This window comes from Bacteroides gallinaceum, assembly GCF_030373775.1.
In the GTDB taxonomy this organism is placed as follows: domain Bacteria; phylum Bacteroidota; class Bacteroidia; order Bacteroidales; family Bacteroidaceae; genus Phocaeicola; species Phocaeicola excrementipullorum.
In genome coordinates this window covers 64,980-81,075 of the sequence record NZ_JAUDEN010000018.1, presented here as the reverse complement: position 1 = coordinate 81,075, position 16,096 = coordinate 64,980, and the positions used below count along the sequence as shown (strand labels likewise).

17 protein-coding genes are annotated in these 16,096 nt (G+C 43.8%); 2 read left to right on the top strand and 15 right to left on the bottom strand.

The features are described from left to right. Positions 1-434: 434 nt before the first annotated feature. From QUW60_RS10895 to QUW60_RS10850, 10 genes are all read right to left on the bottom strand, one after another. The gene (locus QUW60_RS10895) at positions 435-1,745 is read right to left on the bottom strand and encodes an HlyD family secretion protein (protein ID WP_289560436.1); all 1,311 of its coding nucleotides are present in this window, start codon (positions 1,743-1,745) and stop codon (positions 435-437) included. Between the two features lie 9 nt (positions 1,746-1,754). Continuing rightward, the gene (locus tag QUW60_RS10890) at positions 1,755-3,965 is read right to left on the bottom strand and encodes a peptidase domain-containing ABC transporter (RefSeq protein ID WP_289560434.1); all 2,211 of its coding nucleotides are present in this window, start codon (positions 3,963-3,965) and stop codon (positions 1,755-1,757) included. A gap of 132 nt (positions 3,966-4,097) precedes the next feature. Beyond that, positions 4,098-5,309 carry a glycosyltransferase gene (locus QUW60_RS10885; RefSeq protein ID WP_289560433.1) on the bottom strand — a complete coding sequence of 404 codons (1,212 nt, stop codon included), beginning with the start codon at positions 5,307-5,309 and terminating at the stop codon, positions 4,098-4,100. After that, complete coding sequence (locus QUW60_RS10880) at positions 5,284-5,988, bottom strand: lanthionine synthetase LanC family protein (RefSeq protein WP_289560430.1); 705 nt, start codon at positions 5,986-5,988, stop codon at positions 5,284-5,286. The genes QUW60_RS10885 and QUW60_RS10880 overlap by 26 nt, the downstream gene beginning before the upstream one ends. Before the next feature lies 1 nt (position 5,989). Then, entirely contained in the window at positions 5,990-7,447 is a 1,458-nt protein-coding gene (locus QUW60_RS10875; RefSeq protein ID WP_289560428.1) for a TlpA family protein disulfide reductase, read from the bottom strand. A 184-nt stretch (positions 7,448-7,631) separates the two neighbouring features. Then, positions 7,632-7,895, bottom strand: coding sequence for a TIGR04149 family rSAM-modified RiPP (locus tag QUW60_RS10870; RefSeq protein ID WP_289560426.1), 264 nt, complete (start codon positions 7,893-7,895; stop codon positions 7,632-7,634). 78 nt (positions 7,896-7,973) lie between these two features. Further along, entirely contained in the window at positions 7,974-9,116 is a 1,143-nt protein-coding gene (locus tag QUW60_RS10865; RefSeq protein WP_289560424.1) for a TlpA family protein disulfide reductase, read from the bottom strand. Between the two features lie 11 nt (positions 9,117-9,127). Beyond that, positions 9,128-9,394: a TIGR04149 family rSAM-modified RiPP gene (locus QUW60_RS10860; RefSeq protein ID WP_289560422.1), complete on the bottom strand. Its 267-nt coding sequence runs from the start codon at positions 9,392-9,394 to the stop codon at positions 9,128-9,130. 115 nt (positions 9,395-9,509) lie between these two features. Next, entirely contained in the window at positions 9,510-10,586 is a 1,077-nt protein-coding gene (locus QUW60_RS10855) for a TlpA disulfide reductase family protein (protein ID WP_289560420.1), read from the bottom strand. After that, the gene (locus QUW60_RS10850) at positions 10,579-10,779 is read right to left on the bottom strand and encodes a hypothetical protein (RefSeq protein ID WP_258338184.1); all 201 of its coding nucleotides are present in this window, start codon (positions 10,777-10,779) and stop codon (positions 10,579-10,581) included. Before QUW60_RS10850 ends, QUW60_RS10855 begins: the two co-directional genes overlap by 8 nt. Before the next feature lie 405 nt (positions 10,780-11,184). Between QUW60_RS10850 and QUW60_RS10845 the strand changes: the two genes are divergently transcribed. Continuing rightward, positions 11,185-11,763: a superoxide dismutase gene (locus QUW60_RS10845; RefSeq protein ID WP_289560418.1), complete on the top strand. Its 579-nt coding sequence runs from the start codon at positions 11,185-11,187 to the stop codon at positions 11,761-11,763. Positions 11,764-11,893: 130 nt separating this feature from the next. On the opposite strand, the gene rplI is transcribed toward QUW60_RS10845, so the two are convergent. The 3 genes from rplI to rpsF are packed head-to-tail and all read right to left on the bottom strand — an operon-like array spanning position 11,894 to position 12,980. Continuing rightward, a complete protein-coding gene (gene rplI / locus QUW60_RS10840) occupies positions 11,894-12,343 on the bottom strand; it encodes a 50S ribosomal protein L9 (protein ID WP_258338182.1) in 450 nt (149 codons plus the stop codon). 17 nt (positions 12,344-12,360) lie between these two features. Beyond that, positions 12,361-12,630, bottom strand: a complete 270-nt coding sequence (gene rpsR / locus QUW60_RS10835; protein ID WP_191710081.1) for a 30S ribosomal protein S18 — start codon at positions 12,628-12,630, stop codon at positions 12,361-12,363. A 2-nt stretch (positions 12,631-12,632) separates the two neighbouring features. Continuing rightward, entirely contained in the window at positions 12,633-12,980 is a 348-nt protein-coding gene (gene rpsF / locus QUW60_RS10830) for a 30S ribosomal protein S6 (RefSeq protein ID WP_258338181.1), read from the bottom strand. Between the two features lie 183 nt (positions 12,981-13,163). Between rpsF and QUW60_RS10825 the strand changes: the two genes are divergently transcribed. Next, entirely contained in the window at positions 13,164-13,610 is a 447-nt protein-coding gene (locus QUW60_RS10825) for a MarR family winged helix-turn-helix transcriptional regulator (RefSeq protein WP_258338180.1), read from the top strand. 72 nt (positions 13,611-13,682) lie between these two features. Here the strand turns inward: QUW60_RS10825 and rprY are convergent, their stop codons facing one another. Together rprY and QUW60_RS10815 are read right to left on the bottom strand one after the other, a co-directional pair. Further along, positions 13,683-14,381: a response regulator transcription factor RprY gene (gene rprY, locus QUW60_RS10820; RefSeq protein ID WP_258338179.1), complete on the bottom strand. Its 699-nt coding sequence runs from the start codon at positions 14,379-14,381 to the stop codon at positions 13,683-13,685. A 3-nt stretch (positions 14,382-14,384) separates the two neighbouring features. Further along, positions 14,385-15,938: a sensor histidine kinase gene (locus tag QUW60_RS10815; RefSeq protein ID WP_289560413.1), complete on the bottom strand. Its 1,554-nt coding sequence runs from the start codon at positions 15,936-15,938 to the stop codon at positions 14,385-14,387. Positions 15,939-16,096 lie beyond the last annotated feature (158 nt).

Below are 16,096 nucleotides of genomic sequence, written 5' to 3'. Positions count from 1 at the left end.
AAGTTTTAAAGCATCACAAAATTATCCGTAAAAATAAAAGAATATAATTTAAGGTTACAAAACAAGTGCATCAATCTGCCAATCGCACAAATTGAGCACATTTTTCGCACGATTTTACCCCATTTCCCCTTTCACAGAGTCCGAAGAACCCTTATCTGAACACGAGTCCAATGCGGAAACAAACGAAACCGTCCGGATGAATTCCCCGGAAAAAGCCGGACGGTTTCCGCTAAAATCTTTATCTCCAGCCTAGAGATATATAAATCCAGACTAAAAACAGATGTCTTCAGGCTAAAGATACATATCTCTAACCTGAAGACAAACTCTTTTCTGCACCTCCTGCAACTCTTTACGCAGGATTGCCGAATGCCTTAACATGAAAGAAAGCATTCTCCTCATCGGACAGACTTACGCCAAATGCAGTCAAACATCTATTAATGCACTGCAACCTGTTCTGTCAGTATCTTTTTTATAGGAAAGACAAAACGTTCCAGCAATGAAAAGTCATCTGTTATAATATCCGCCTGACCTTCCATGCCTGGAACAAAAGGCAAAGTTCTGTTATATGTAGTGAGAAGCCCGTCAGGAAATGAGATTTCCACAATATAATAACTTGTTTCGTTCATTTTCACCGGCACTAGAGATATATTCCTTACCGTACCGTTAACCATGCCAAACTCCGTATCCGGAAAATTACTGAAACGTATGTTCACCCGTTGTCCGGGCTTCACCTTGCCGGAACGTTCGATAGGCAAGAACGCCTTTCCTATCAATTCTCCCTTATTGTACGGCACAATGCTGAAAGCCTCTTCTCCGGATGAAATATTTTGGTTTTCCACCCAATAATTGGTAAACGTCACTTTCCCTTTGATAGGGGACTTCAGAACATAGGTCAGTTCCCAGTTTCTTATATCCGTTTGCAGCTGCATGAAAAGAGATTTCAACTGCAACTCCAGCTCATCCTTTTTATCAAGATACTGATACTCCGTGTCATATAGTGTTTCATACTGTTGCGTTATCTGAATATCCTGACTTTCAAGACCTGACACTATATTTTCATACGAAAGCCGGTTCTGAATATATGACCCGTAGCTATTTTCAAGTTCCAGGTCAGAAACAAGCCCCTTGAGATGAAGCAGCGAATCCCTTTCATATTGCTTATGGCTGATGCCAAGCTGTATCTTCATCAATCTCTCCTGCTTTTTCATATTCTCCGAATAATCTATATTCTTTGTTATCCTCCGCCTCATCATGTTGACTTTAGTTCTGTAATAGTCAAATACAATGAAACGCTTGTATTCGGACAAAGTCGTATAATATGATGAATATACAGTCTGAAATCCTCCAAGTATAAGATTTCTTTTTGGAAGTGCAACCGAATCAGCAGTCCACGGCACATTGTTTTCCAGGAAATCACGCAAATAAGCTACATCTCCGGCAAGCGCGTCATTTTCTATCATCGCAAGATACATTCCCTTTTCCACATCTTGATTATCCTTAACGTAAAGTTTCTGTATCTTCCCGCTGTATCTTGCAACGACAGTTACCGCAGGACTTACCCCTGTAAGCTCTACAGCAGAAGAAATAACGTCCGGATATTTGAAAACGGCACTGCCTGCTATAAGCAGAAACATTATGATTGCCACAACAGTTATCCCCCATCTCAATATCCATGACGGGACACTGCTCAGCACCTCCTGAAACTCTTCGCTTCTCAGTTCTATGTCATGTTTCTTGTCTTCCATACCATGCTTTCATGAACCAAGTTCAAGCTGGTTCTTTACGAGTTTGTAATAAATTCCCTTCAATTTTGAAAGTTCACTGTGCGTGCCTTCCTCTGCTACTGCTCCGTTATCAAGCACGATTATGTTGTCTGCATTCTGCACGGTACTCAGACGGTGCGCCACGACCACCACAGTCTTGCCTTTATAGAATCCATTCAGATTATCCATTATGGCACGCTCATTGTTTGCATCCAGCGCATTTGTAGCTTCATCAAAGAAAAGGAACTCCGGATTCTTATAGATTGCTCTTGCTATAAGTATCCGCTGTTTCTGGCCCTGACTGATGCCGTTGCCTTCCATTCCTATCCTTGTATTGTATTTCAGCGGAAGAGACTCTATGAAATCGCGGATACATGCAGTTTCAACGGCATGGTACAGGCGTTCACGGTCTATGGCATCAGTTCCAAGAGCGATGTTGCGGGCTATCGTATCAGAAAATATAAATCCATCCTGCATGACAGCCCCCGTGCTATGCCGCCAAAGGTGCGGATTGATATCCTTCAAGTCCACGCTCCCTATCTTCAGACTTCCCTTGTTCGGATTATAAAATCCAAGCAGAAGCTTTATAACGGTAGTCTTCCCGCTTCCGCTTGCTCCGACTATAGCAGTCACCTTATGCCTCGGTATCTCGATGTTTATGTCTTTCAATATGTATTCCCTGTCCGAACCGTCATAACTGAAGCACACTCCGTCCAGTCTGAGGCTTCCGCTTTCCGGAATCTCATTGATACGCTCATCCCGATTCTGCTCCTCGTCCTCTCTGTTATGTATCTCATTGAGCCTTTCAAGACTTATCTTGGCATCCTGCAAAGACTGCGCAAAGCCGATAATCTGCCCTACAGGTGCAGAGAGCTGTCCTATTATGTAGCTGACCGACATCATCATGCCGAGCGTTATCTCCCCTTCTATCACAGCCCTTGCGGATATATAGGAAATCAGCAGCCCCGTTGTGCGGCTGAAAAAGATCGAACCTATCTGCTGGTACTGGCCCAACGCTGTACTCTTGATGCTTATCTTGAAAAGCTTCACCTGTATGCTTTCCCAAAGCCACCTTTGCTGTTTCTCACAGTTGTTCAGCTTGATTTCCTGCATGCCGGTTATCATCTGCACCATGTTGCTCTGATTCACAGAAGACTGCGTAAAGCGTGCATTGTCCAGTCTTCTTCTGTAGCGCATAAAGAATACAATCCACAATACGTACAGCGTGTTTCCCACAATGAAAACCAGCAAAATCTGTACATCATAATAGACCAGAATGAACGCAAATACGATGAAGTTGAACAAAGAAAAAAACGTAGTCAAAGCATTCCCTGTCATAAAAGCCTGAATACGGCTATGGTCGCCTATGCGCTGCATGATATCGCCTATATTCTTGCTGTCGAAGAAGTGAAGAGGCAACTTCATCAGCTTCATCAGGAAATCCGAAATAAGCGTAATGCTTATCCGCGTGTTCATGTGCAGAGTTATCCAGCTTTGAATGAAACTGACCCCGGTCTGCGTAACAGCCAATACGAGCTGCGCTACCAGTATCAGAGTAATCAGATTCAGATTGTTATTGCTTATCCCCTGGTCTACTACGGCCTGAGTAAGGAAAGGAAGAATAAGCGAAAAGATACTTCCAAGCATTATCCCTATCACAAGCTGCAACAGCTGCGACTTATAAGGAAACAGATACCGGAAGAAGTAGCCGATATTCCGGTTTCCATCCATCCTTTCATCCTCCTGCTCATAAAATTCAGGGGAAGGACTTAAAGCCAGTGCCGTTCCGGCCTCCTCGTTTCCGTCTTTTGTAGAACACCAGCATTTGCGGAATCCCTGTTCATCTATCCTATACTTTCCGCGCGCAGGATCAGATATTCTGAAATAACGGTTTCCCTCCTTCCCTCTTATCTCGTAACACACCACAAAATGGTTCTGGTTCCAGTGCAGTATGCACGGCAGCGGCATATCCTCTATCAGCCTGCTCAAAGTGATACGCACCCCCTGCGTACGGAAACCTATGCTTTCTGCCGCATCACTTATGCCGAGCATCGAGACTCCTTGCCGCGTTATGAAACTTTTATCACGCAAGGTCTGCAAGGAATAGCTCCTGCCGTAATACTTCGCTATTATGCGAAGACAGGTAGGACCGCAATCCATCGCATCAAGCTGGAGGTAGTTAGGAAAACTCTTTATTTTCATTTTTATATGATATAAACTTTCATTCATAATCGTGCCTGCATAAGTATCACATTTCAGGACAACCGCAACAAACCACATATACCTAGGCCATTCTACATATCATATCCACACAAATCATAATGAAACCAAGCATCACAATTCATTTATCAGATTCACATATCCCATACGCATATACTTCAACTGATACCTATTCTTATAAGCTTCATACGCTTTCTTTCCCAAGTATTCGCATAACTCCTCCGAATCCAGCAATGACACAATTGCATCGGCCAAATCTTCAGCAGTATTCTTCGGGCATTTGCAGCCGTTCAATTTAACGACACTGGCGTTCTCTCCTGACTTGAACATATCACTCAGACCATACCCGTCCGTGGTCACTATCGGAATGCCATTCATCATCATCTCTATTCCCGTATAAGAGCATTGCTCGTAACAGGAAGGAATCACTCCAATATCCGCCATTGTATACCACTTCTGTAATATTTCCTTTGACAGAAAACCTGTTACCGTTATTCTACTTACTGCATGCGGATACGATGCAAGCAGTTTCTCCGCATGAAAGTTCAACGAGCCGACAAGCACAAGCCTTGCTTTTGAATTCTGCTGCAATACTTTTTCAAAGGCACTGAATAAGATATCTATGCCTTTGGCAGAAACCAGTCTTCCTGAAAACAGCAGAACTTTCTCATCATCACCTATAAAAAACTCTTTGCGCACGGCCGCCCTGTCACCTTTCTTTGACTGTGGCAATCCATTAGAGATCAAAGACAGTTTCTTTTCATCCACTCCATATAAGTCACGCAGCAGACAAAAACTTTCATGACACAAACAGACAATTTTATCTGACAGGCTATAAATCCTTTTTTCTTCATCATACCTGTTAATAAGGAACGAATATCTATTTTTTATATTCTTCCGTTTTCCTGCCTTAATTATCCGTGTATATTTCTCCCTGCTTCCCGCACACTCCATTGTCCACTCAAAATCATGAATAACAAATATAATTTTACTAAGAGGCAGATATTTTCTAACCATGGCCAGAAAGTCCGAACAGGGTGAATGACTTGCTATAATCAGATTGTCACTGTCATCCCCTATATATATTTTAAAAGCCACGGAGATTATATCTCCATTCGAAGTATAATTTCCCGTTGGAAACGGAGGAAACATTATCTGCCTGATGCCATCGCGATAAACGACGGCAAGCTCTTTAGATTCCGAATTAAAAGATACGACACATACCTCAGCGACAGGTTTCAGAATCCTTACCAGTTGCCTGGTATATGTGCCTATGCCGTTCCTTTTTGAGCTAATGGACTCATCCAATATATACACTTTTTTCATTCAGAACATTTTTTTGCAACAACAAGCCGGCCAGTCCGTTTCTCAAGCCTAAATCATGCCCGATATTCTCTGTTTTCACCTCTATCCATCTTATAAAGTCAAAAGTATAGCGGGGAATCTTTCCCGATTCGTAAAACCTCCTGTAGTCAGCACACAATGACATCAAAGAAACAGGAATATCATCCTCGCTTGTTCTGCATGCCGCGACATAAACATCTTTTAAGAAGTCACCATCAAAAGGATATTTCCTGCTCTGATTCCACACGCCCTGCAAATGAGCAGTTATGTAATGCAGCAACCCCTCCAAGCCTGTTTCTAAGGAAATATCGGTCATACGCCTAACATTTTCTCGGACAATTCTTTCATCAAACTCCTTGCAGACCTCCAGGCTGTCACCCTCCACCAGACGGTTTTGTATCAGATACTCCATTCCCCAGCCTATGCCGGCAATCCCCTTGTCAAAATTTATACTTAAATCATTCGTGAGCCGCTCTGTCATACGATCCAACAGCACATCCATTATCTCCTTATAAATTTCATCAGATGTCCGTTCATATAATAGGGCAAAGCCCAATATGATGCCGGTTTGCCCATGGAACAGACCGGTGTCCCTTAAAAATGCCGTTTCCAGCAACAGGCGGTTCAGCATCCTCCGTTCCATCGAAAACTGCAGTTCCATATCATTCCTTTTTTGAAACCTGATTTATGAAAAGTTTCATCCCGTCCCTTATCTCCTGCTGCATGCGCTCCACGCCATTGCTCGGCCGTGTCAAGTCCGCGTTAAGCAGCTCGCCTCTGGGAGACAGAAGAAAGTAACGGGGTATCGGCGTGGAAGAGCCTCCGTAAACCTTCGACTGAATGTCGGCCCACAGTTCTTTTGAGGCAAGCAGATGCAGGCCGGAAAGTTGGCCCTCTATACGGGAACGCCATTTCCCGGCATCGCTGTCTATCGACACATAGACCATGGAAACTTGGTTGTAGAACTGAGAAAGCATGTTGTCAACCTGGTCCTTGTAGCCAAACTCCATCATGCATGGAACGCACCACGTGGCCCACAGGTCAACCAATACGAATTTCCCCTCAAGCTCCTCACACGAACAAAGGGCCTCCAGGCTGGAAGGAGAACAGGAAATGACTTGGGCAGTGCTGTTCCTCGCCTTATAGAACTCATATTCACGCTTGCAGATGGCATAGGACTCCGAATCCGGAAAACGGCGGTGAATGTACGCAAGCACCGAATCGTTATCAAACCCATCAATATGAAAAATCAGCTGAAACATGAAATGGGTGAAGAGTTCTGACAGAATATCCGACGGGGAGGCCAGCATAAAATCCGGTTCATAAGTAAGCTTGCAGCCCGCAAGTTCCGATTTTACCCTGTTCCGCTCCGCCTCATCCAACTGTGAATACACATATTCATAATAGTATATAAAATACACGGAAGCATGGTGCCTGTGGAAGTCGCCCTCTACGGGACATGAACGGTAGAGGGAGTCCACCAGAAAGTCTATCCGGGCCAATGACGCCCTTGACTGCACAGAGTCCTTCGCCTTTAAAAGCTCGTCAGCCAGCACTTCGGTTTCACCATACTTCAGCTCACGGCGCAATATCTCCCCGAACCGGGAACGGTCATTCTCAAGCTCACGCTCATAGGGAGGCGTAATCTGCAGGCGGGGAATATTGTCCGGCGACACGCCGGAGAAGTCATCCGCATCGACAAAACGCTTCAAATACTTCTGAACATTCTTTCTAAACACCAGTTCTTTGTCACGGTATAAAAAACGAGAACAGTAGTTGTTGATCATTTCATTGCCCCCTTTCACCGACAGGCCCCCCTTCTCACGGTATACGTGCAAGGTATCGTTCGGAGCAACATAAAGAATTTCATGGCCGATTCTATCCGGAAACTTTAAAGAAAGGATGGAAATGTCATCCACATGGAGGTCGTAGTCCGCGGGCAGACCGGCCCGGACATCAAGCGTGTCATGCGCATAAACGAAATTATAGAGGCCGTCGACCGGCTTGTATATGAACAGCCTGATCGGCTCGTCGAACAGAAAGGAAACATGCACATTGTTTCCATACACCAAAGGATGGAACAGGCAAAGCAGCAGGATTGTCAGGAACTGTTTTCTCATACAATAAAAAGTTAATCATATTACCTAATTTATACTTAAAGAATAGTATATCTGTACTCAGAATTTACTTAAAAACAACAACGGCTTTAACAGGGTTAGTTTCATGTTAAAGACTAACCCTGTTTATTGATGAAACTCTAACAATACAATAACCGCATACAACTGTAGCAATGAAAAAATATCCTCAAATACAATTTACCTTCTCGTACCCCGGACATGCCGCAAAAGCAAGACTATAATCATTTGACTTAACCGTTACTTTCTTATCGGGAGGCAAAGGAGTATTGTCTTCACCTAACGCACCAGAATGAGGCTGAAAGCACAGGCAATCCCACTCTCTTTCTTCTGACCCACTGCCGGTAAACCCGCTTCCGCCAAGAACCTGCTTCATCTCTCTTTCTGAAAGGACACTTGCATTTTTCAACTTCAAAGTTCCTAACTTTTTCATAATTTAAAATTTTAAGTTATTATTCGGGCTTCTATTTTACAACTGCATTTCAGCCCTTTCCATGCAGCCTTTCATTTCTCAATTGTTTTTCCTTTTTGCAAGCTTCGCAAGGTAACGTCTGAGATTCCGAAAACCCACAATGCCGGAATCCATCAGAAGCATCTCGCCTTTCCTGTTAATCAATAGATAAGTCGGAAACGAACGTATATTCAGTTTACAAACAATCGACTCCGGATTGTCTATTGCACGGTCATCATCAAATATATTTTCCCAGCCGATGCCATGCGCAGACAACAAACTGTCCATTTTCGCAATATTCCTATTGCTGTCATAACAGATCCCTACAAGGCTGCAATAACCACTGATTTCGTCATGAAGAACCTTCATATCAGAAAAGCCTGCTATACACGGATTGCACCATGTCCCCCAGAAATCTACCAGCAGATAATCATTCCGCTTAAAACATGCAGCCAGCTTATCCATAACCGTTTCAGGGACTACAGTCCTACGAATCTCTTTTTCCGACAAATATAGGAAATCCCAATTACCGCCTATACTGTCCAGACTATAGCATACACTTCCTATCGCTACGCTGTCGCCCACAGAATAAGAAGACTTGTACCCCATACCGTCCACAGTCATAAAACGGTGCTTCTTCCCGGTCCTCATATCCCGCAGTTCAATCCGAACATTATCGCCCGGATTCTCATACACCAGAATGTCATGATTGTTCCAAACCGCATGCCGTGACCTTTGGTACGCATAAGTCACAGGAAGCTGATTGATTCGTCGGTCACTATAAGCAAGGGAACCGAAGTTCGGAATCAGATAATACTCATACGCCTTGCCGTTATGTACATAACAGCCAAGAGGGTAATACATATCATGACACTTCCTTATGGAATCCATCTGAAAAGAAATAAGATATTCGTTTGAAATCTCTGGATTATATTTCCTGCAAATATTATATAGAATCTTTTCACGGTCTTTCTTTACCACTACATTGTACAGGCCTATATTATATAGTATACTATCAGCCAATGCAGTGTCTGACTTGTTCAGCCACATGCGTTTCACACGCGGCAAATGCCTGGAAGGGAATTCTTTCTGCACCAAAGTATCCAAAGGCAGCCTGATTCGCTCTCCGTCTGCATGTGAGCGACATTCTACAATCCCCGTTACAGCAAAATACAATATCAAGTACAAAAGCTTTAATTTCATACTCCAAAAGCCTAAAAGGAAAATCCCGAGTCTATATTTTCCGAACTGCACGAATACACTTTATCCTCACACCGTATTTCTGTCACTATATTAAAGCCGCTTATATTTTGACTGATTCTTTCACAATCTCCAATAGAACTGGTGCAGGAAACCGAACCTCCCGCACAGTTTAATGATACTGTACAAGAAACATCACCACTGCCACCAAAAATCCCTTTCATCTCTTTTTCTGAAAGAACACTTGCATTTTTCAATTTCAAAGTTCCTAACTTTTTCATAATTTAAATCTTAAGTTATTATTCGGGCCTCTATTTTTACAGCTGAATTTCAGCCCTTTCCATACAGCCTTATTTCTATCAATGTTTCTCGTAATTGGGGGAGGGTTAAAAACAATCAGTTATTTTCATATATCGATTTAAGATAATATTCTATCACGCCGCTGTGCTGTAATACATGAAGTATTTTACCGTTCCTGTCTATCAGAACCCCGAAAGGAATTCCAATAATCTTATAGGCTTCCCTTATGCTTTCATCTTCGTCCGAAGACAATATGCACACATCATTGGCCCATTCACGGGTATCCTTATTGACATAATTCAACCAGGAACGGCGGTTCGTATCCAATGACAGGGCAAGTATCCCGAACCCTCTGCCGCCGTATTCCTCATGCATCCTCTTCATGGTGGGGTCCAAAGCGATGCAGGGACCACACCAGGTAGCCCAGAAATCGATGAACAGCAAATCATATTTACCTATAAAATCTGAAATCCTGCACGGATGCCCGTCCTTGTCTATCAGATTATAGTCTATAAAACTCGAACCTATAAGTTCTGCATGTCCCCTTGACCTATTCCATACAGTATAAGCCTTTTGAATGTCATCCCGGTTCTTGTCCGTTTCTGAAAACAGGCTGTACAAGTCGTCGGCATAAATATCAAGTTCACTACCTGAATACGTCATAGCATCCTTTATAAAAAGTTCGCGTCCAAGCCCGTCATGCACATGCTTTTTCTTGAAGCCGAAACGAAACCTCCACAGTTCGCTCCATAGTTTCCTGTACAGATTCTCATCTGTGACTCCGAACATCTTTCTGTAAATTACGTTCGTACTGTCACGAAACGCCTTATACTCATCATTGAAGGACGAACGGACCACGGACTTCGGTTTCAGATGAACGTCAATCTCGCCTTTCAGGTACACATCCGCATACAGTACCGTATCCGGATAATTACCTACAGATACCAGGGATTCCTCGTATATGTATTCCGGGCCGGAAAAGCTGAAGTGCCCGTCTTTCACGTAAGTGGAGTCCACGGAACGGATTGAATTCCCCACAAAAGTGAACAGGGTTACAAGCGAGCCGTTGTAGGAACCGGCCACCGTACCGTTTATCCTGAATGTGGCACCATCTGCAAACAGACATGCGGGAAATGCAAACATAAGGCAGACTATGATACAAAACTTATTCATTCCGGGCATTCTCATTGTCATCGCGCGTTTGATAGATTAATATTCCCATCCTGTATTTCTCACCGTACTTCTTTATCGACTCCTTCTTGTCCACCGAACCGCCGACCTGCACATAATCCGGTTTCCGGTTTCCAGATATAGTGTCAAAAACAAAATAATAAGGCACCTCCCTGCCATCTAAAAGAATTGTCATATTCCTTGCATCATAGGAAAAGGAAATGACGGAATCCGTTGGGACGGACAACCCGCTTCCGCATGGCCGGGCTGAAAGGGCCGCCACGGAAAACAACATTAACACAAATCGTTTCATAAGCATAAATTTTCAATATCTACAAAATTTCTCTGATACAATGCTATAAAGTTAATGATTTATTTATCAACTGATACAAAACATGGATCTAAAATGGCGGCAGAATCGTCCGGAAAGAAAATCTGCACCTGTCTTCCGGACGATTTTACCACCATATCAATTACCTTACACTTGTTGACATTCTCGGACTGCCAACAAAATAAAAACGCAGCAAAGCAAGTTTGTTAGCAATTTAATTTGTACCTTTACAGATACTCATTATTTATAACCACTTAAAAAAGAAAGATTATGAAACACACAATGCCTTTGCTTCCTTATCCGATGGAAGCACTTGCTCCGAAAATGAGCAAAGAAACGATTGAATTCCACTATGGGAAACATCTGCAAACCTATGTGGACAACCTGAACAGACTGACAGCAGGAACGCCCTACGAAAACGCTCCGCTGGAAGAAATGATACGCACCGCTGAAGGAGGAATTTTCAACAATGCCGCACAGACTTGGAACCATACGTTCTTTTTCGAGTCTTTAACGCCCTCACAAACTCCGGTTCCAGCTGAACTCGCAGAAGCGTTGGCCAAAGATTTCGGCACTATAGAAAAATTTCAGGAACAATTCACCCAGGCAGCAACCGGACTGTTCGGATCGGGATGGACATGGCTGGTAAAAGACAATCAGGGCAAGCTGTCTGTCGCAAGCGAACAGAATGCAGGAAACCCGTTGCGCAAAGGACTTACCCCCCTCCTTGTCATCGATGTATGGGAACATGCCTACTACATTGACTACCGGAACCGCCGGGCGGCATATATAGCCGCATTCTGGGAGCTGGTCGACTGGAACAAGGTTTTGGAACGGCTAAAAGCTTAAAGCCAGACTGCAGTACAACAGAAGAGGAATCGGGTGCTCCAAATATATGACACTCCCTTAGACAAATAAAAAAATCCCGACCAGAACGAATCCGGTCGGGACAATCTATAAAGTATTTACAGATAATAAATCAAGCTTCTTCTGCTACCACTTCGAAAGGAATTTCTACAGAAACTTCCTTGTGAAGTCTTACAACAGCCGTATAGTGGCCAACTTCTTTCACCTGATCCTTGATTACGATAATCTTGCGGTCGATGTTATGACCCAATTTAGCCAGTTCCTCAGCAATCTGAAGGCTGCCGACAGATCCGTAGATAGAACCTGTTGCACTTACCTTTGTCGCGATTGTCAATGCAACATCCTTCAAAGATTCTGCCACAGCTTCAGCATCCTTCTTAATCTTCTCCAGTTTGTGAGCACGCTGCTTCAGTTCTTCAGCCAGCATCTTCTTTGCAGAAGGAGAAGCCAGGATAGCCTTGCCAGTCGGAATAAGATAGTTGCGTCCATAGCCATCCTTTACGGTTACGATGTCATTCTTATAGCCCAAGCTAGCTATATCTTCTTTCAAAATTATTTCCATACTTATTCCTCCTTTATTTATTTCATCATATCAGTTACGTAAGGCAGCAAAGCCAAATGGCGGGCTCTCTTAACAGCCTGCGCAATACGACGCTGGAACTTCAAAGAAGTACCTGTAATACGGCGCGGAAGGATCTTGCCCTGTTCGTTCAAGAATTTCTTCAGGAATTCAGGATCTTTATAGTCAATGTACTTGATGCCATTCTTTTTGAAACGGCAGTATTTCTTCTTCTTAACGTCTACTGAGGGCGGAGTTAAATATCTGATTTCCGATTGTTGCTGTGCCATGATTAATTTTCCTCCTTTTTAGTTGATTTTAAACTTCTTCTCTTAGCTGCATATTCAGCCGCATACTTGTCCAATCTGAATGTCAGGAAACGAATCACGCGCTCGTCGCGGCGGAAGTTCACTTCCAGTTTTGAGATTACAGACGGATCGGCTTTAAATTCCAACAATTGATAGAATCCTGTAGACTTCTTCTGAATCGGGTAAGCCAATTTGCGCAAGCCCCAGTTTTCTTCATTGATAATCTCAGCACCCTCCTGAGTCAGGATAGCCTTGAATTTCTCTACCGCTTCCTTCATCTGAACATCAGACAAAACGGGAGTCAAAATGAAAACGGTTTCGTATTGGTTCATACTAGTTCGTTAATTAATTATTAATATTAAATTTCAATTGCGGCGCAAAGGTACGTTTTTTTCTCTAACAAACAAAGAATTACGTTCTTTTTCTCAAATAAAGAATCTTAAACGGGGCGGCAGAAACATTTCATCCAACCGCAAAATGTCTTATCTTTGCACCTGCCGCTAAAACAAAAATCAATGATTGAACAATTCAACTTTGACATCCAGCTCATTTTCGCCATCCTCAACGGAAAGGTGTCGGCCGCCATCAACAGAAAGCTTCTCAGGAACTTCAGACAGAACGGACTAGACATAACGCCGGAACAATGGACGGTCCTGCTATACCTGTGGGAAAAAGACGGTGTCGCACAACAGGAACTTTGCAATGCCACATTCAAGGACAAGCCGAGCATGACACGGCTGATAGACAACATGGAACGGCAGCAGCTGGTTGTCAGAATGTCTGACAGAAAAGACCGGAGAACCAACAAGATCCACCTGACAGCCACAGGAAAAAATCTGGAAGAAAAGGCCCGATTCATCGCCAACAAGACACTGAAAGAAGCGCTGCACGGCCTGACACTTGAAGAACTGAAGGTCAGCCAGGAAGTCCTGCGCAAGATTTTCCACAACACCCAGTCCTAGCAGACGCAAAAGGAGAGAAGAAAAGAGGATGCGCCCCAGCATCTCTCATGCCGGCACATCCTCATGTTTTTTTCAGTCATTATCCGGAGTAATGAGCTTGTAGCCTTTTCCGTGGATATTGATGATTTCAATCGAATCGTCTTCCTTCAGATGCTTGCGGAGCTTGGTGATATACACATCCATGCTGCGCGCATTGAAGTAGTTGTCATCAATCCAGATAGTCTTGAGCGCAAAGTCACGCTGCAGAATCTCGTTGGCATGAGCGCAGAGCAGGCCCAGCAGTTCAGATTCTTTGGTCGTCAGTTTGGTCTGTTTGTCCCCGATGGCCAGAATCTGCTTCTGCGTATCAAAGGTAAACCGTCCGATTTTGTAGACCGTGCATTCCTTGTTGCGCTTTCCGCGCACACGGCGCAAGATGGCCTCGATACGGAAAGTCAGCTCTTCCATACTGAAAGGCTTCGTTATATAATCGTCCGCACCGATCTTGAATCCCTCCAGAATATCTTCCTTCAACGTCTTTGCGGTGAGGAAAATAATGGGAATCTCCGCGTTTGCCTGACGGATTTCCTGTGCCAAAGTAAAGCCGTCTTTCTTAGGCATCATCACATCCGTTACAACCAGGTCGTATTTATTTTTCAAGAAGGCCTTGAAGCCGGTTTCTCCGTCCGGAAACAGATCTGCAGAATAACCTTTCGCCTGCAAATATTCTCTCAACAGCATGCCAAGATTCTCGTCATCCTCGCACAACAAAATACGTAATTTTTCATCCATAAACTATTCGTCTTTAAATAAAGGTAATACAATAATAAACTTAGTCCCCACATTCAGTTCACTCTCAGCACGTATCGTGCCCTTGTGATCTGAGATGATCTTCTTCACATAGGCCAGTCCAAGACCGAATCCCTTCACATCGTGGCGGTTTCCGGTATGAACGCGATAGAACTTTTCAAATATCTTCTTCAGGTCTTCCCTCTTGATTCCGATTCCGTTGTCTTCAATAGAGATGCACAGCTTGTTTGCTTCATTCCATGTCCGTATCTTCAACGCAATGTCCACATCCGGACGCTTGTATTTCACCGCATTGTCCAGCAGATTGAACATTACATTTGTAAAATGCATCTCATCCACAAAGATGATGGGGTCTTCAGCGGCTAGTTCCGCGTCCAAGGTTCCTCCGCTGCTCTCGACCTTAAGGCGGAAGGTATTCACCACCCCGTTGATAACCTCATGCGCGTCAACCTCCTTCTTTTTCAGCGTCACGCTCTGGCGTTCAAACATCGACATCTGCAGCACCTTCTCCACCTGGAACCTCAAGCGCTTGGTTTCGTCATTGATCACGCCCGAGATATGCTTGAACATTACCGGCGATTTGCCAACCGCAGGGTCATTCAGCATCTGTGCGGCAAGAGAGATGGTAGATATAGGCGTCTTGAACTCATGAGTCATATTGTTGATGAAATCATTCTTTATCTCAGTCAGCCGCTTCTGGCGGAAAATGATGTATATCGTAAATATAAACGTTATCAGCAGCACCAGCGTAAAGATGATTGAAGGAATCATGAAACGCACGGAACTGAAAATATAATCGTCGAGCGTAGGGAAAAAGATGTTAACAAATCCCATCTTCGCAGGAGGATCATTTTCAAAAAGCAGGCGCGAATAAACCTTCTCTCCGTCATACGCATAGTCCGAACAGCGGTAAACTTCTTTGCCGTCGCGGTCGGTCACCGAAAAATGATACGGAATGTCTATCCCGTTATTGAACAGTTCCGACTTCAGGAAATGGTCCAGCTGCTTGAAATTGACACGCTCTTTCAGCGGCTTGTCACTGGCTGTATACAATATGTTGTAAATAACCTCGTTCAGAAGCTCGCGCTGATAAATGTAGCGTTCCTTCACGATTTCCTGCAAGGCACGTGATGTCTGCGGTATTGTCTTGCCCGTAGATATTATCACCTTGGGAACATTTGCCGGACGGCTCATGATCGTCTTGAGCTCGAAAGTAGAATAAGTAGACCCGTCAGGAGCTGTGATGGTATACTTGTGATGTTCGACCACGTTCTCTCCCACTTGCTGCTTCTGCTGCTGGCTGCCGCGGGAAACAAGCCCGGAACGCTCCTGCTCGATGACATCCTTCTCCAGGTATTTCTTCGTTTCAACCAGTTCCAGATTATGCACGGCCTTGACCAGACTGCGGTTCACACCTTCCTCAAACTGGCCCCGCCTCATCTTGACCATCTCTTCTATATAGCTGACCTGCAAATACAGCAGGCTCAAGAAAGACAGTCCCATAATAACACCTAATATCCAAATTGTAGACTTTTTCATACAGACAAAATTAACTGCCAAACAAATAACTGTTACCGGAGTTAACAAGTTTTAGACCTACATTTTTCTTATATTAACCCAATATTCCATTTTAGTTAACAGAATACGCACTAAGCAACAAAAAGCAGTTCACTCACCTGCAAAAATAATATAATTTT

What these genes read in the sequence shown, in the direction of transcription:
- rpsR (WP_191710081.1), bottom strand. Translation starts at nt 12,630, where the DNA reads ATGGCACAGCAACAATCGGAAATCAGATATTTAACTCCGCCCTCAGTA.
- QUW60_RS10825 (WP_258338180.1), top strand. Translation starts at nt 13,164, where the DNA reads ATGATTGAACAATTCAACTTTGACATCCAGCTCATTTTCGCCATCCTC.
- QUW60_RS10845 (WP_289560418.1), top strand. Translation starts at nt 11,185, where the DNA reads ATGAAACACACAATGCCTTTGCTTCCTTATCCGATGGAAGCACTTGCT.
- rplI (WP_258338182.1), bottom strand. Translation starts at nt 12,343, where the DNA reads ATGGAAATAATTTTGAAAGAAGATATAGCTAGCTTGGGCTATAAGAAT.
- QUW60_RS10890 (WP_289560434.1), bottom strand. Translation starts at nt 3,965, where the DNA reads ATGAAAATAAAGAGTTTTCCTAACTACCTCCAGCTTGATGCGATGGAT.
- rprY (WP_258338179.1), bottom strand. Translation starts at nt 14,381, where the DNA reads ATGGATGAAAAATTACGTATTTTGTTGTGCGAGGATGACGAGAATCTT.
- QUW60_RS10855 (WP_289560420.1), bottom strand. Translation starts at nt 10,586, where the DNA reads ATGAATAAGTTTTGTATCATAGTCTGCCTTATGTTTGCATTTCCCGCA.
- QUW60_RS10865 (WP_289560424.1), bottom strand. Translation starts at nt 9,116, where the DNA reads ATGAAATTAAAGCTTTTGTACTTGATATTGTATTTTGCTGTAACGGGG.
- QUW60_RS10860 (WP_289560422.1), bottom strand. Translation starts at nt 9,394, where the DNA reads ATGAAAAAGTTAGGAACTTTGAAATTGAAAAATGCAAGTGTTCTTTCA.
- QUW60_RS10875 (WP_289560428.1), bottom strand. Translation starts at nt 7,447, where the DNA reads ATGAGAAAACAGTTCCTGACAATCCTGCTGCTTTGCCTGTTCCATCCT.
- QUW60_RS10850 (WP_258338184.1), bottom strand. Translation starts at nt 10,779, where the DNA reads ATGACAATTCTTTTAGATGGCAGGGAGGTGCCTTATTATTTTGTTTTT.
- rpsF (WP_258338181.1), bottom strand. Translation starts at nt 12,980, where the DNA reads ATGAACCAATACGAAACCGTTTTCATTTTGACTCCCGTTTTGTCTGAT.
- QUW60_RS10895 (WP_289560436.1), bottom strand. Translation starts at nt 1,745, where the DNA reads ATGGAAGACAAGAAACATGACATAGAACTGAGAAGCGAAGAGTTTCAG.
- QUW60_RS10885 (WP_289560433.1), bottom strand. Translation starts at nt 5,309, where the DNA reads ATGAAAAAAGTGTATATATTGGATGAGTCCATTAGCTCAAAAAGGAAC.
- QUW60_RS10870 (WP_289560426.1), bottom strand. Translation starts at nt 7,895, where the DNA reads ATGAAAAAGTTAGGAACTTTGAAGTTGAAAAATGCAAGTGTCCTTTCA.
- QUW60_RS10815 (WP_289560413.1), bottom strand. Translation starts at nt 15,938, where the DNA reads ATGAAAAAGTCTACAATTTGGATATTAGGTGTTATTATGGGACTGTCT.
- QUW60_RS10880 (WP_289560430.1), bottom strand. Translation starts at nt 5,988, where the DNA reads ATGGAACTGCAGTTTTCGATGGAACGGAGGATGCTGAACCGCCTGTTG.